Origin of the sequence: Streptomyces hesseae, from assembly GCF_031845785.1 — a bacterium.
Classification (GTDB): Bacteria; Actinomycetota; Actinomycetes; order Streptomycetales; family Streptomycetaceae; genus Streptomyces; species Streptomyces hesseae.
The window spans coordinates 1-14,761 of sequence record NZ_JAVRFI010000020.1 but is presented as its reverse complement, the minus strand read 5'-3'; the positions used below and the strand labels follow the sequence as shown (position 1 = coordinate 14,761).

Sequence of the window (14,761 nt, the reverse complement as noted above, 5' to 3'; positions counted from 1 at the left end):
CGCGTCAGCGCCCGTGGGCGGGCAGCGGCAGCTCGAACCACACCACCTTTCCGGTGCTCAGCCGCGTCGCGCCCCACCGCCGGGCCATCTTGTTCACCAGATACAGCCCCCGGCCGCCCTCGTCCGAGGGCCGGGCCTGGCGCAGCCTGGGCAGCTGGGGCACATCGTCGCCCACCTCGCAGCGCAGGACGTCCGTACGGAGCAGCCGCAGCGTTATCGGGCGCTCGGCGTACCGCACGGCATTGGTGATCACCTCGCTGACCAGCAGCTCCACCCCGTCCGTCAGCTCCTCCAGCCCCCAGCGGGTCAGCGCCCGGCGGGCCAGCCGGCGCGCCTGGCGGGGCGTCTGGGGGCGCGGGTCGAGGAACCAGTACGCGACGTCACTGGGCGCGATGCCCTCGAAACGGGCCGCGAGCAGGGCGATGTCGTCGTCCCGGTCGCCCGGCCCGAGCATGCCCAGCACCTCGTCGCACAGCGGCTCCAGCGGCGGCGGATTGGGGCCGGTCAGCCGGGCCGTGTCGATCAGCCGCTCGCGGAGCTGCTCTATGCCCGTCCACACGTCCCGTATCCGGGACTCCACCAGGCCGTCCGTGTACAGCAGCAGGGTCGCCCCGGCGGGCGCGTCCAGCTCCACGGCCTCGAAGTCCACCCCGCCCACGCCGATCGGCGCGCCCGGCGGGACGCGCAGCACCTCGGCCCGGCCGCCCCGGTGCAGCAGCACCGGCGGCGGATGGCCCGCGTTGGCGATCACGATGCGGTGGGCGACCGGGTCGTAGACCGCGTACAGGCAGGTGGCCATGCGGTCGCTGCCCAGGCGCTGCGCCTGCTCGTCGAGGTGGTGGAGCACCTCCTGGGGCGGCAGGTCCAGGCCCGCGAGGGTCTGCGCGGTGGTGCGCAGCTGGCCCATGATCGCGGCGGAGGTCATGGAGTGGCCCATGACGTCGCCGACGACCAGGGCCACGCGATTGCCCGGCAGCGGGATCGCGTCGTACCAGTCGCCGCCGACGCGGGCGGTCTCGGCGGCGGGAAGGTAGCGGCTGGCGAGCCGGACGCCGGTGGGCTGGGGGAGGGAGTCGGGGAGCATGGTGCGCTGGAGCTCGTCGGCGATGTAGACCTCGCGGCCGTAGAGCACGGCCTTGTCCACGCCGAGGGCGGTGTGCGTCGCCAGCTGCGCGGCGACCAGCAGGTCGTCGCTCTCGAAGGCGGGCCGGTCCAGGCGGCGGACGAACACGGCGGCGCCGATCACCCGGCGGCGGCCGCGCAGCGGCGCCAGGATGGTGCGGTGCCGGTCCGGTACGTGCCGGCCTTCGCCGAGGAGCTCGGGCAGGGCCGCCCGCGCGGCTGAGGAGTCCCCGAAGACGGGTCTGACACCCCGCAGCACCTCCGCGAGCGGCCCGCCTATGCGCACCTCGCAGCGCTCCGCGGCGGAGTCGGCGAGCTCGGGCCCCGGGTCGGGCGTGGCGGCGTCGCCCTCGGTGGCGGTGTCGCCGGCCTGGACGTACTCGGGCAGCCGGTCGGTGCGGCGCAGCCGCAGCACGACGGGGCCCACGGGGCGCTCGTCGCCGACGGGCAGGGGGTCGCGCAGATAGACGAGGATCGCGTCGGCGAACGTCGGCACGGTCGACCGGCACAGCCCCAGCACGATCTCGTCCAGATCGATCCCGCGCGCGATCCGCCGCGTGGCGGCCCCGACGAACCGCAGCCGCTCCCCGCCACCGGACGTGCCGGCCCGCTCCCGGGCGTTGTCGGCGTGGCCGGTCCCGCCACCGCCGCTGCCGCCGGGCGGCGGCATGTGGGGGTCGTCGCTGCCGCCGCCTGCCTCGCGGCGGCCGGGGCGCGCGGGGAGCGCCCCGCCGGGCGTTCCGGCGGCCCCGCTGCCGCCGGCCGTCTCGGGGGCGATGGCGCCGGGCGCGGGGTCCTGCGGGGCCGGGCCGTCGGTCGTGTCACCGGACGCGGCGGTGGCCGCCTCCGCCGGGCCGTGGGCCTCGTCGGCCGGCTTGTCGGCGCCGGTACGCGGGCGGGGGACGCGGCCCCGGGACTCCGGCCGGGGGCGCCGGCCGACGGTGTCGTCGGCGTCGGCCACGGCGTGGGCCTCGTCCGTCGGCCCCTCGGCCGGGACAGGGCTCGCCGCCGGGTCGCGGGCCGCGTCGGAGCCGCGGTCCGTGGGAGCCGGACGGCCCGTTCCGCAGGCCGCCGGGTCCGCCACGGCGTGGGTCGCGGGCGCGGCCGACGGGCCCGCGGCCCCGGCCGCCGGCGTCGCCCCGGCGGCCGGGCCGCCGGGGGCGTGCTCGGGCGCGCCCGGCGCGTCGGCGCCGGAGCGCGGCGCGGGCCGTGGTCTTCCGTGGGAGTTGGAGTGCTCCGTCACGCGTGGGGTTCCATCCGTAGAGGCCGTGCGTCCGCCCGGGGGAGGGCGGGTACACGTGGGTCAGGCGCGGCGCAGGTCGAGGAAGAGCTGGATCTCGGGTGGTACGTCCGTGCTCGCCGGGGCGTACGCCCGCGAGCTCTCCCCGGCGATGTCGAATCCCGCGTCACGCACGACCTGGCGCAATTCGTCCCGCAGATATCCGGATACCCGGATCGTGCTGCCGAGGAACGGGATCGCGTAGTCGTCGACGTCGGCCTCGACCATCGAGAGGGCCAGCAGTCCACCGGGTCTGAGCAGGCCGTGCAGCATCCGCAGGGCGTGCGGGATCTCCGGGCGCGGCAGCATCAGCAGGGAGAAGAAGGCGGTCGCGCCGTCGAAGACGCCCAGGTGGCCGTCGCGCAGATCGGCGAGGTCGGCCAAGTGGAAGGCGGCGTCCGGCACATTGGCGCGGGCGAGGTCGAGCATGCCGGGGGAGAGGTCGACGCCGACGACCTCATGGCCGGCGTCCACCAGTTGCCGGGCCGTCGGCAGGCCCGTACCGCAGCCGACGTCCAGGACCCGGGAGCCGGGCGGCAGCGCGCCGGCCAGCCACTCGCCGGCGGCGAGCTGGCCCTCCTTGTGCGGGAAGGCCTCGTCGTAACGGTCGCCGATGGCGTCGAACGCCTCGGCCTGGCCGCTGCGGTCCAGCCCTAACAGGGCGAAGCCGTCGTAGTCCCGCTGGTCGTCACCGCTCACGGCTCCGCCCCTCCTGCTGACTGTGACTGTGCTGTCTGTCCGTTGTGCCGGGTCGTGTCGTGCCAGGTCGTGTCGTGCCGTGCTGAGTGAAGTATCGCGGAGGCCGATCCTACGGTTGCCGCGCGGGGAGTCGGCAAGCGGTTCGGGCCCCGATTCACACCCTCTCGCACCACCGGCTCGCATCCTGCTCACATCCGGTTCACACGGGATTCACGCCCGGGTTCGACTCCGGGGTCGAGCCCGGGTTCAAGTCCTGGTTCCCGCCCGGGTTCACGCGCTGGTTCACGTCCCCACGCGCGCCGGTGTGCGGTCCCAGTCGTCGGGGAGCGCCGGCACCGGCCAGGCCGGGTCGGGCCGCCAGCGTTCCCAGCCGGCGGTGAACGGCGGGCCCCAGGCCTCGATCAGTTCGACGGCGGCGTGCCCCGCGGCCCGTACCCGGCCCGCCTGATCGTCCGTCATCAGACCGGCGTGGCGCGCCTGGGCGAACTCGTCCTCGTCCTTCCACTCCCAACTGCGGTCGGGATAGACGGCGATGTCCAGGAAGTGGTCCTCGGAGTCGACGCCGCCGGCCCAGCGCGCGAGCGGTTCCTCGAGATTCACGTACCAGTTCCGGAAGCGCCAGTCGAGGTCCCAGAAGAGCCAGACCGACCAGGGGTCGCCGGGCCGGGCGAGCTTGAGCACGCCCGTGCCGTACCAGCGGGTCACCGCCGTCGTCCGCGGCTTGGTGTAGCGCGTGGCCAGCGGTTCGCGGTGGACGGGCGTGCCGTCGGCGAGCAGCGGTTTGACGCAGTCCGTGCCGGGCGCCATCCACACCGCGAGCAGCTCGGCGGTGTCCTCGACGACGGTGACGGGGCGGCAGATGTGGATGCCGCCCCCGGTACCGGGTCTGCCGTTGCCGCGGTAGCGCCAGAGGATCTGGTCGCCCGGCGCCCAGCGGCCGTTCCCGCCGCCGTCCGCCGTGCCCGCCGTTCCCGTCGTGTCCGTGGTCTCCGCTGCCATGCGCAGATCTTAGGTGCCGGGGACACCTATGCGCCGTGACGTATACCGCAGACGTATACGGCAAAGGTCCGGGCGGAGGAGACCGGGACGGAAGCGGAGGAGACCGGGGCGGAAGGGGCCGCGTCGGGAGTCGCGTCGGCTACGGGCGGGTCATCCGCAGGACGTCGAGCGCCTCGTCGAGCTGCTCCATCGTCAGCAGACCGCGGTCCACATAGCCCGATTCGAGCACGACCTCCCGGATCGTCTTCCGCTCCGCAAGGGACTTCTTGGCCACCTTCGCGGCCTCCTCGTAGCCGATGTACCGGTTGAGCGGAGTGACGACGGACGGCGAGGACTCGGCGTACTCGCGGGCCCGCTCGGCATTGGCGGTGATGCCGTCGACCGTGCGGTCGGCGAGCAGCCGGGAGACGTTGGCGAGCAGCCGGACGGACTCCAGGAGGTTCCTCGCCATCACCGGGAGCATCACGTTGAGCTCGAAGTTCCCGGCGGCGCCCGCCGTGGCGACCGTCGCGTCATTGCCCATGACCTGCGCGGCGACCATCAGGACGGCCTCGCAGACCACCGGGTTGACCTTGCCCGGCATGATCGAGGAGCCCGGCTGGAGGTCGGGCAGGGCGATCTCCGCGAGACCGGTGCGCGGGCCCGAGCCCATCCAGCGCAGATCGTTGGCGATCTTGGTCAGGCCCACCGCGATCACGCGCAGCTGACCGCTGGTCTCCACCAGGCCGTCCCGCGCGCCCTGCGCCTCGAAGTGGTCGCGGGCCTCCGTCAGCGGCAGCCCCGTCGCCCGGGACACCTCGGCGATGACCGCGCCGGAGAAGCCGGGCGGGGTGTTGATGCCGGTGCCCACGGCCGTACCGCCCAGGGGCAGTTCGGCGAGCCGGGGCAGCGAGGCGCGCAGCCGCTCGACGCCGTACCGCACCTGGGCGGCGTAGCCGCCGAACTCCTGGCCCAGCGTCACGGGCGTGGCGTCCATCAGATGCGTCCGGCCCGCCTTGACGACCTCCGCGAACTCCTCGGCCTTGCGCTCCAGGGCGGCCGTGAGGTGCTCCAGCGCCGGGATCAGATCGCCGGTCACGGCGGCCGTCGCGGCGATGTGGATGGAGGACGGGAAGACGTCGTTGGAGGACTGGCTGGCGTTGACGTGGTCGTTGGGGTGGACGGGACGGCCCAGGCGCTCCGTGGCGAGGGTGGCGATGACCTCGTTGGCGTTCATGTTCGAGGACGTACCGGAGCCGGTCTGGAAGACGTCGACGGGGAAGTGGTCGTCCCAGCGGCCCTCGGCAACCTCGCCCGCCGCCTCCACGACCGCCGCCGCCACGTCCTTGTCGATCACGCCCAGCTCGGCGTTGACCTTCGCCGCGGCGGCCTTGATCCGGCCCAGCGCCTCGATGTGCGCGCGCTCCAGGCGCTGGCCGCTGACGGGGAAGTTCTCCACGGCACGCTGGGTCTGGGCCCGCCACTTGGCGTCCGCCGGGACCCTCACCTCGCCCATGGAGTCGTGTTCGATCCGGTACTGCCCGCTGTCGGTCATCGCCGCTTACCTCCCGATGGTCTCTTGTGGGACACAGCGTTTGGCCTGATCCCTGTGTTCCCAAAAGTCGCTCACGGCTACTAAATACCGCGAGTAACAACAGAACTCGGGGAGGCTCCATGACCCGGACACGCAGACCCACCCTGCGCTGTTCCCTCGCCGCGCTCGCCGCCTTCGCGGCGGCGCTCGGCGGACTGTCCGTCACCACCGCCACCGCTCCCGCGGCGGCCGCCCAGCCGCGCGGCGCGGCAGCGTCCACCACCCCTCTGTCGCCCGAACTGGAGAGGATCCGCGCTGCGGAAGCCGTGAAGCTCTACGGCGACGCCGCCGAACGCCCACTCGCACAGCGCAAATCGTCGCTGCTGTCCCTCGGCGACAGTGAGATATCCGGCGAGGGCGTCGGCACATACGAGCCAGGGACGAACGGCCCCGACAACTGGTGCCACCGCTCGCCCGACGCCGCCATCCACCGCACCGGCATACCCGCGGACGTCACCTACAACGTCGCCTGCTCCGGCGCGACCACGGGCAACATCCGCATCGGCGGCGGCAAGCAGTACGCGGACGAGCTCGTGCAGAGCGACGCGCTCGCCGTCAAGGCGCGCAACACGCGCGTGAAGCTGGTGCTGCTCGTCGCCGGCGCCAACGACGACCTCCAGTTCGGCCCGGTCATCACCGACTGCGTCACGCGCTATCTGACCCTCCAAGGGCCGTGCGAGCCCAAGTACGCCCCCGGCTGGCAGGCGCGCGTCGACGGGCTGGTGCCCAAGGTCGAGGCGACCGTCCGCGACCTTCGCAAGGTCATGACGGACGCGGGCTACGCGGACGGCGACTACAAGCTCGTCGTCATGGGCTACCCGAGCCCCATCGGCCCCGACATCGAGGACAACCCCGACTTCCCCGGCAAGCTCGCGGGCGGCTGCGTCGGCCACACCTCGGACTCCGCGTGGGGACGGAACGCGGCGGTGCCCGCGTTCGAACGGGGCATGCGGAAGGCCGCGCGCGAGACGGGCGCGATCTTCCTCGACACCTCGCGTCTTTTCCATGGGCACGAGGTGTGCATGGAGAACACATGGGCCCGGGGGCTGTACGTCGACATAACGAACCCCTTCCCGCCGAACGAGAACTCCGTGCGGCAGTCCTTCCACCCCAACGCGCGCGGCCACGCGGCCTTCGCGTCGTGCCTCACCCAGCTCTACGGCTCGGGCTGGCGCGAGGCGGGCTGCGCGGACCCGGCGAGCACGGGGTCGCCCGTGCTGCGCGAGGGCGCGTGGGACGACGCCTTCCGGCCGCTGCGCGGCGAGGCGGCGGGGACGTGCGTGGACGCGTACGGGGCGGCCTCCGCGAACGGGACGGAGATCGGCGGCTGGGACTGCTCCGGCACCGCCCGGAACCAGCAGTGGTGGTTCGACGGGCAGCGGGGATCGCTGCACAGTGGGCTGACGCATGACCGGTGTGTGGACGTGCCGGGTGGCACGTATGCCGCCGGGACGGCGGTGGTGCTGTGGGACTGCCACGGCGGGATGAACCAGCGGTTCAGCCAGTCCGGCGGGACGTTCCGGCCTGCGGCCGCGCAGGATCTGTGCCTCAGCCTGGCGGGGGCGAAGGAGCCCGTGCGGCTCGCGAAGTGTGACGGGTCGCCGTCACAGCGCTTCGCGTAACCCCACAAACGCCGGACGGGCTGCGATGCGGCCCGTCCGGCGTTCGCGGACGACGGGGTTACTTGCGGACGGGAATCGACGTGAACGTCGGCGCCGGCGCCGGGTCGACGAAGAAGTCGTTGCCCTTGTCGTCGACGACGATGAACGCCGGGAAGTCCTCCACCTCGATCTTCCAGACCGCCTCCATGCCGAGCTCCTCGTACTCGACGACCTCGACCTTCTTGATGCAGTCCTGCGCCAGCCGCGCCGCCGGGCCGCCGATCGAGCCGAGGTAGAAGCCGCCGTGCGAGCCGCACGCGTCGGTGACCTGCTTGCTGCGGTTGCCCTTGGCGAGCATGACCATGGAGCCGCCCGCCGCCTGGAACTGCTCGACGTAGGAGTCCATGCGGCCGGCGGTGGTCGGGCCGAAGGAGCCGGAGGCGTAGCCCTCGGGGGTCTTGGCGGGGCCGGCGTAGTAGACCGGGTGGTCCTTGAGGTACTGGGGCATCTCCTCGCCGGCGTCCAGCCGCTCCTTGATCTTCGCGTGGGCGATGTCACGCGCGACGACCAGCGGGCCGGTCAGCGACAGACGGGTCTTCACCGGGTACTTGGTGAGCTCGGCGAGGATCTCGTCCATCGGGCGGTTGAGGTCGATCTTGACGACGTCGCCCTCCGACTCCAGGTGCTCGTCGGTGGTCTCCGGCAGGAAGCGCGCCGGGTCGGTCTCCAGCTGCTCCAGGAAGACGCCCTCGGCGGTGATCTTCGCGACGGCCTGGCGGTCGGCGGAGCAGGAGACCGCGATGGCCACCGGGCAGGACGCGCCGTGGCGCGGGAGGCGGACGACGCGGACGTCGTGGCAGAAGTACTTGCCGCCGAACTGGGCGCCGATGCCGATCTTCTGCGTCAGCTCGAAGACCTTCTCCTCCAGCTCCTTGTCACGGAAGCCGTGGCCCAGCGGGGAGCCCTCCTCCGGCAGCTCGTCGAGGTAGTGCGCGGAGGCGTACTTCGCGGTCTTCAGCGCGTACTCGGCCGACGTGCCGCCGACGACGATCGCCAGGTGGTACGGCGGGCAGGCGGCCGTGCCGAGCGAGCGGATCTTCTCCTCCAGGAACTTCATCATGCTCGCCTCGTTGAGCACGGCCTTCGTCTCCTGGAAGAGGAAGGACTTGTTGGCCGAGCCGCCGCCCTTGGCCATGAAGAGGAACTTGTAGGCGCCGCCGTCGGTCGCGTAGAGCTCGATCTGCGCGGGCAGGTTGGAGCCGGTGTTCTTCTCGTCCCACATCGTCACCGGGGCCATCTGCGAGTAGCGCAGATTGAGCTTGGTGTAGGCGTCGAAGATGCCGCGCGAGAGGGCCTCCTCGTCGCCGCCCTCGGTGAGGACGTTCTGACCGCGCTTGCCCATGACGATCGCGGTGCCGGTGTCCTGGCACATCGGGAGGACGCCGGCGGCCGCGATGTTCGCGTTCTTCAGCAGGTCCAGGGCGACGAAGCGGTCGTTGGGGGAGGCCTCGGGGTCGTCGAGGATCTTGCGCAGCTGAGCCAGGTGGGCCGGGCGCAGGTAGTGCGAGATGTCGTGCATGGCCTCGGCGGCGAGCTTGCGCAGCGCCTCCGGCTCGACCTTCAGGAACGTACGGCCGTCGGCCTCGAAGGTCGACACGCCCTCGGCGGTGACCAGACGGTACGGCGTGTTGTCCTCGCCCAGGGGCAGGAGGTCGGTGTAGGCGAACTCGGGGCCGGCAGACATCGCGGAGATTCCTCACTCACTCTGCGGAAAACGGTGGCTGGCGTCGTCGACAGCGCAATTCTCAGGGTAGGGGGCGGACGGCGCGGTGAGTTTGTGAGGTAAGGCTCAGTTCGTCGTGAGTCGGCTCCGCCGCGCACCACTGTCGCGATCTATCGCGTCTGCCTTACCCTGCTGTCCGTGGACGAGTCTTCCCCCGAGAACAGGGTGTCGCTGAGCAAGAGCGCCGGGAGCGACCCCGGGGCCGCTCCCGGCGCTCTGCGCGCCTCCGACGCCGACCGTGACCGTATCGCCGAGATCCTCCGTGAGGCGCTGGCCGAGGGCCGGCTCACGGCCGAGGAGCACGCCGAGCGGGTCGGCGTGGCATACGAGGCGAAGACGATCGGCGAGCTGGAGCCGCTGGTGCGCGATCTGCCCGTCGGCGCGCGGCACACCGCGGCCCCCGCACCCACGCGCCCGTACGACGCCTCCGTGCGCCCCGCCGTGGGCGAGGCGGACAGCCTGGTCGCCGTCTTCGCCGGCGCCACCCGCAAGGGGTCCTGGCGCCCCCGCCCGCGCACCAACGTCTTCGCGCTGTTCGGCGGGGTGGAGATCGACCTGACCGAGGCGGTCTTCGAGCAGCGGGAGATCGTCATCAACGTCAACTGCGTCTTCAGCGGTGTCGAGATCAAGGTCCCGGAGAACGTCTCCGTGCGCGGCACCGGCACCGGGGTCTTCGGTGCCTTCGATGTGCGGACGTCGGAGTCCCCGGACGCGGACGCCCCGGTCGTCGTGGTCACCGGCATGGCGATCTTCGGCGGGGTCGAGGCGAAGACCAAGCGCGGAAAGCGTCTGAAGAACCTCCGGAAGTCCCTGGGGTGAACCTCGGGGTGACCTTGGGGTGACCTCCGGTACGGGCGCTCCGCCGAGCCCGGCGGCGTCCGTACGTCATTCCGGTCATGGCAACGGTGTGAATAAGCTCGCGCACAGCGGGTAAAGCTTGGTGCATCGTCTCTCGTACGGCTGCGGGTGCGAATGGCCGTGCGCGTCGAGGCGGGCAAAGGTGACTCAATCGGCCAAGCAAAGCCGTCGTCAGGAGTAGACCGTGCTGCTACCGCATCAGCCCTTGCAGGAAGCCGCCGTTCCGTCCCAGCGGATTTCCGCCAGGGAACAGGCCGGCCCCTGGCATTCGGAGGCGGTGTGCCGCCGGGATGAAGCCGGGCTTTTCTTCGCACCATCAAAGGAGCCGACGGCCGCCCGCCTTTCCCGTGAAGAGGCCGCCAAACGCGTATGCGCCCGTTGCCCGGTCATGGTGGAGTGCCGGGAGCACGCGCTGCTCCAGCCGGAGCCTTATGGGGTGTGGGGCGGTCTCACCGCCGCCGAGCGCCGGGTCGTGCTGGCCCGCCGCCGGCGTCGCGAGGCCGAGCTCCAGCGCGCCACGCGCGTCGCGGCGGCGGGCTAGCCCGCCCCTTTCACCACAACGGGCCGGGCCCCGCCCACTGGAGGCGGGGCCCGGCCCGTTGTGTGCGAGGGATCGTCAGCTGGGGCGCTCGAAGTCGACCGAGCTGTAGGCACGCAGCTTCGACAGCCGGTGCTCCGAGTCGATCAGACGGATCGTGCCCGACTTGGAGCGCATGACCAGCGACTGCGTCGTCGCCGTCTCGGCGCGGTAGCGGACGCCGCGCAGCAGCTCGCCGTCGGTGATGCCGGTGGCGACGAAGAACACGTTCTCGCCGCTGACCAGGTCGTCGGTGTGGAGGACGCGGTCCAGGTCGTGGCCGGCGGCGAGGGCGCGCTCGCGCTCCTCGTCGTCCTTGGGCCACAGCTTGGCCTGGATGGTGCCGCCGAGGCACTTCATCGCGCAGGCCGCGATGATGCCCTCCGGCGTGCCGCCGACACCCAGCAGCAGGTCGATGCCGGTGTTCTCGCGCGCGGCCATGATCGCGCCGGCCACGTCGCCGTCGGAGATGAACTTGATCCGGGCGCCCGCCTCACGGATCTCCTTGACCAGGCCCTCGTGCCGGGGGCGGTCCAGGACGACGACGGTGACGTCCTCGACGGCGGAGCGCTTCGCCTTGGCGATCCGGCGGATGTTCACGGCCACCGGGGCGTCGATGTCGACGAAGTCGGCGGCTTCCGGGCCGGTGACCAGCTTGTCCATGTAGAAGACCGCGGACGGGTCGAACATGGTGCCGCGCTCGGCGACGGCCATCACGGAGACGGCGTTGGCCATGCCCTTGGCGGTGAGGGTGGTGCCGTCCACGGGGTCCACGGCGACGTCGCACTCGGCGCCGGTCCCGTCGCCCACGCGCTCGCCGTTGTAGAGCATCGGGGCGTTGTCCTTCTCGCCCTCGCCGATGACTACGACACCGTTCATGGAGACGGTGCCGATCAGGGAGCGCATGGCGCGTACGGCAGCGCCGTCCGCGCCGTTCTTGTCACCGCGGCCCACCCAGCGGCCCGAGGCCATGGCGCCCGCCTCGGTGACCCGGACGAGCTCCAGCGCGAGGTTGCGGTCCGGGGCTTCCGGGCTGACCTCGAGCTGGGACGGCAGATGGTGATCGGACATCGGATGCGCACCTTTCTGTACGGCGGCGGCCGTAGGGCCCCTCCTTACCCCGATTGGGTCAGGAGGGTGAGGGTGATGATGACTTTATCTGCTGACTGACAGATTGAGCAGAGGCCCCCACGCATGAGCGGCGTCAAAACGGGCGTCTCGGGTGCGTCCGGGTGCGTCGGGGGTGGTGTTTTCGGTGGGCGTCCAGGTCGCCGTCAAGATCCATCGGGGCATGGGGGACGATGGGGGCGTGGCAGGTAGGAACGGCAAGACGCAGACGATTCGGAACATGCTGCTCTCGATGGCGGTCGTGGTTCCCGTGGCGGGATTCAGCTATCTCTTCATCCCGCACGACGAGAGCAAGGACCCCGTCCAGACGGTCGACTACCGGGTGGAGCTGATCACCGCCCGGCGTGAGGCGCCGTACGCGGTGGCCGCCCCCGAGGGGCTCGGCGCCGGCTGGCGCGCGACGTCCGTGTCGTACAGGCCGGGCGACAAGGACGGCTCGGCCTGGCACCTGGGCTTCCTCGACCCGCAGAAGCAGTACGTGGCGGTCGAGCAGAGCAATGCCCCGGCGGGCCCCTTCATCGACAACGTGAGCCAGCGCGCGGAGAAGACCCACGCCACGGAGAAGATCGGCGACAGCGTCTGGCAGCGCTACGAGGGGCCGAAGTACGACGCGCTCGTGCGCCGGGAGTCCGGGGTGACGACCGTGGTCACGGGCACCGCGGGCGCGGCGGGGCTGAAGGAGATGGCGGCGGCGCTCAAGGCTCCCGCCAAGAGTTAGCCGAATGTGGCAAACGCGACAGCCGTGGCCCTCGGGCCACGGCTGTCGCGTTGAGCGGGTCTGTCTGTCGACCGTCAGACCGTCGTGACGGCCTGCTCGAAGGACAGGCGCGGCGAGCGCGGGTAGGAGGCGCCCTCGCCCGGCTTGCCGATGTTGACGACCATCAGCGGGGTGTGGTCGCCGTCCAGGAACTCCTTCTGGACGGCGGCGAAGTCGAGGCCGGTCATCGGGCCGGCGGCCAGGCCGGCGGCGCGGATGCCGAGGATGAAGTACGCGGCCTGGAGGGCGGCGTTCATCGCGGCGGACTGCTCACGGACCGGGCGCTCGCTGAAGAACACGTCCTTGGCCTGCGGGAAGGCCGGGAACAGCGTGGGCAGCTCCTCGTGGAACTCGTTGTCCGCGGCGAGGATCGCGACCAGCGGGGCGGCGGCCGTCTTGGGCTGGTTGCCCTCGGCCATCAGCGGCACGAGGCGGGCGCGGGCCTCCTCCGAGCGGACCAGCACGATGCGCAGCGGCGACTGGTTGAACGCGGTGGGGGCGAGCTTGATCAGGTCGTAGACGGCCTGGATCTGCTCGTCCGTGACGGGCTCGTCGGTGAAGGTGTTGGCCGTGTGGGCCTCGCGGAAGAGCAGGTCCTGGGCGGCGGCGTCGAGAGCGAGAGTCATGGGGGTGCACCTTCTCGGGGTAGTGCGGGCTGGCAAAGTTGAATCTACAACTAGATGGGTGAAGGTTCAACTAAATCGAGGGCCAGTGAGAGCGGGCTCACAGATCCGAGAAGGTCGTGGGGGCGCCGGTCAGCCCTCGGCCGGGGGCTTCGTGGCCGTCTCTTCCTCTGCCAGGGCTGCGTCCAGGCGCGCCCTGGCGCCCTCCAGCCAGCGGCGGCAGAGCTTCGCCAGCGCCTCGCCCCGCTCCCACAGGGCCAGCGACTCCTCCAGCGTCGTGCCGCCCGCCTCCAGCCGGCGCACCACGTCGATCAGCTCGTCCCGCGCCTGCTCATAGCCCAGCGCGTCCGTCGCGCCCGCGCCCGTTGCGTCCGTTGTCGTCGCCATGGCCCACAGCCTAGGCGGGCGGTGTGACAGCGGGTGCCGGTGCCACGGGCCGTACCGCGAACTCGCCCTCCGCCACCCGCGCCCGCAGCTCCTCCTCCGGGCCGACCTCCTCCGCCGCGCGCACGACCCGGCCGTCCTCGTGCTGGAGCACCGCGTAGCCGCGGCGCAGCGTCGCCGCCGGGGACAGGGCCACCACGCGCGCGTGGGTGTGCGTCAGCTCCGACGCCGCGCGGTCCAGCAGATGGCCCAGCGTGCGGCGGCCGCGCGCGGCGAGCGCGTCGATCTGCTCCGCGCGCTCGTCCACCATGCGGTGCGGTTGCTCCATGCAGGGGCGCGCCCGCGCGGCCGCCAGGCCCCGCTCCTCACGGTCCAGCAGCGACTCGACGCAGCGCAGCGCGCGGTCGCGCAGGTGCCGGACGCGGGTGAGCTCCTCGCCCACGTCCGGGACGACCCGCTTCGCCGCGTCCGTGGGCGTGGACGCGCGCAGGTCGGCCACCAGGTCGAGGAGCGGGGTGTCCGGCTCGTGGCCGATCGCCGACACGACGGGGGTGCGGCACGCGGCCACGGTGCGAACGAGCTGTTCGTCCGAGAAGGGGAGGAGGTCCTCGACGCTGCCGCCGCCGCGCGCCACGACGATCACGTCCACGTCCGGGTGGGCGTCCAGCTCCTGGACGGCCTCGATGACGCCCGGCACGGCGTGCACGCCCTGGACGGGGACGTTGCGCACCTCGAAGCGGACGGCAGGCCAGCGGTGGCGGGCGTTCTCCAGCACGTCGCGCTCGGCGGCGGAGGCGCGGCCGCAGACGAGGCCGATGAGCTGGGGGAGGAACGGCAGCGCCCGCTTGCGGTCGGCGGCGAACAGGCCCTCGGCGGCGAGGGACTTCTTCAGCTGTTCGAGGCGGGCCAGCAGTTCGCCCACGCCCACCGGGCGGATCTCGGCGGCGCGGAGCGAGAGCTGGCCGCGGGGGGCGTACCACTCGGGCTTGGCGTGCACGACGACGCGGGCGCCCTCGGAGACGACGTCGGCGACGCGGTCGAAGACGGCGCGGTAGCAGGTGACGGAGAGGGAGACATCGTGGGAGGGGTCGCGGAGGGTCAGGAACACGACGCCGGCGCCGGGGCGGCGGGAGAGCTGGGTGATCTGTCCTTCGACCCAGACGGCGCCGAGCCGGTCGATCCACCCGCCGATGAGGCGGGACACCTCCCCGACGGGGATGGGTGCGTCGGGAGACGTTTGGGCGGCCATGCGGTTGAGGGTAGCGGTGGGGGGTGACACGGGGCGTCCCGCCCGGTTCCGGTTGCCCGCGCCTTCGGCGCGGGGATTTCGCCCACCCGCCCGCCCGATCACCCGGAACGTGAGGGGGCGGGGTGGGGT

The 14,761-nt window shown here is 72.2% G+C and carries 13 protein-coding genes; 4 read left to right on the top strand and 9 right to left on the bottom strand.

The window, feature by feature from the left end:
* Window positions 1–4: 4 nt before the first annotated feature.
* The 4 genes from RM609_RS25515 to RM609_RS25500 all read right to left on the bottom strand — a co-directional run bounded on the left by RM609_RS25515 (window position 5) and on the right by RM609_RS25500 (window position 5,633).
* Window positions 5–2,365 (bottom strand): SpoIIE family protein phosphatase, encoded by a 2,361-nt coding sequence (locus RM609_RS25515; RefSeq protein ID WP_311613902.1) that lies wholly within the window; start codon window positions 2,363–2,365, stop codon window positions 5–7.
* Window positions 2,366–2,425: 60 nt separating this feature from the next.
* Window positions 2,426–3,100: a class I SAM-dependent DNA methyltransferase gene (locus RM609_RS25510; RefSeq protein WP_311613901.1), complete on the bottom strand. Its 675-nt coding sequence runs from the start codon at window positions 3,098–3,100 to the stop codon at window positions 2,426–2,428.
* Window positions 3,101–3,382: 282 nt separating this feature from the next.
* The gene (gene fomD, locus RM609_RS25505) at window positions 3,383–4,099 is read right to left on the bottom strand and encodes a cytidylyl-2-hydroxypropylphosphonate hydrolase (protein ID WP_311613900.1); all 717 of its coding nucleotides are present in this window, start codon (window positions 4,097–4,099) and stop codon (window positions 3,383–3,385) included.
* Between the two features lie 139 nt (window positions 4,100–4,238).
* A complete protein-coding gene (locus RM609_RS25500; RefSeq protein ID WP_311613899.1) occupies window positions 4,239–5,633 on the bottom strand; it encodes a class II fumarate hydratase in 1,395 nt (464 codons plus the stop codon).
* A gap of 119 nt (window positions 5,634–5,752) precedes the next feature.
* Here RM609_RS25500 and RM609_RS25495 point away from each other — a divergent pair, with 119 nt between their 5' ends.
* Window positions 5,753–7,294: a ricin-type beta-trefoil lectin domain protein gene (locus RM609_RS25495; protein WP_311613898.1), complete on the top strand. Its 1,542-nt coding sequence runs from the start codon at window positions 5,753–5,755 to the stop codon at window positions 7,292–7,294.
* A gap of 58 nt (window positions 7,295–7,352) precedes the next feature.
* Here RM609_RS25495 and RM609_RS25490 read toward each other — a convergent pair whose 3' ends face one another.
* Entirely contained in the window at window positions 7,353–9,017 is a 1,665-nt protein-coding gene (locus RM609_RS25490; protein WP_311613897.1) for a fumarate hydratase, read from the bottom strand.
* Between the two features lie 204 nt (window positions 9,018–9,221).
* Here RM609_RS25490 and RM609_RS25485 point away from each other — a divergent pair, with 204 nt between their 5' ends.
* Both RM609_RS25485 and RM609_RS25480 read left to right on the top strand, forming a co-directional pair.
* Window positions 9,222–9,875, top strand: coding sequence for a DUF1707 SHOCT-like domain-containing protein (locus RM609_RS25485; protein ID WP_311614012.1), 654 nt, complete (start codon window positions 9,222–9,224; stop codon window positions 9,873–9,875).
* Between the two features lie 223 nt (window positions 9,876–10,098).
* A complete protein-coding gene (locus RM609_RS25480; protein WP_126915815.1) occupies window positions 10,099–10,455 on the top strand; it encodes a WhiB family transcriptional regulator in 357 nt (118 codons plus the stop codon).
* A gap of 75 nt (window positions 10,456–10,530) precedes the next feature.
* On the opposite strand, the gene glpX is transcribed toward RM609_RS25480, so the two are convergent.
* Window positions 10,531–11,562: a class II fructose-bisphosphatase gene (glpX, locus tag RM609_RS25475; RefSeq protein WP_311613896.1), complete on the bottom strand. Its 1,032-nt coding sequence runs from the start codon at window positions 11,560–11,562 to the stop codon at window positions 10,531–10,533.
* Window positions 11,563–11,782: 220 nt separating this feature from the next.
* Between glpX and RM609_RS25470 the strand changes: the two genes are divergently transcribed.
* Entirely contained in the window at window positions 11,783–12,337 is a 555-nt protein-coding gene (locus tag RM609_RS25470) for a DUF4245 domain-containing protein (RefSeq protein WP_438828534.1), read from the top strand.
* Window positions 12,338–12,411: 74 nt separating this feature from the next.
* On the opposite strand, the gene RM609_RS25465 is transcribed toward RM609_RS25470, so the two are convergent.
* The 3 genes from RM609_RS25465 to xseA form a co-directional block, all read right to left on the bottom strand.
* Window positions 12,412–13,002 carry a malonic semialdehyde reductase gene (locus tag RM609_RS25465; RefSeq protein ID WP_311613894.1) on the bottom strand — a complete coding sequence of 197 codons (591 nt, stop codon included), beginning with the start codon at window positions 13,000–13,002 and terminating at the stop codon, window positions 12,412–12,414.
* Window positions 13,003–13,131: 129 nt separating this feature from the next.
* Window positions 13,132–13,386: an exodeoxyribonuclease VII small subunit gene (locus tag RM609_RS25460; protein WP_311613893.1), complete on the bottom strand. Its 255-nt coding sequence runs from the start codon at window positions 13,384–13,386 to the stop codon at window positions 13,132–13,134.
* Window positions 13,387–13,396: 10 nt separating this feature from the next.
* Window positions 13,397–14,632, bottom strand: a complete 1,236-nt coding sequence (gene xseA / locus RM609_RS25455; RefSeq protein ID WP_311613892.1) for an exodeoxyribonuclease VII large subunit — start codon at window positions 14,630–14,632, stop codon at window positions 13,397–13,399.
* Window positions 14,633–14,761: the final 129 nt, after the last annotated feature.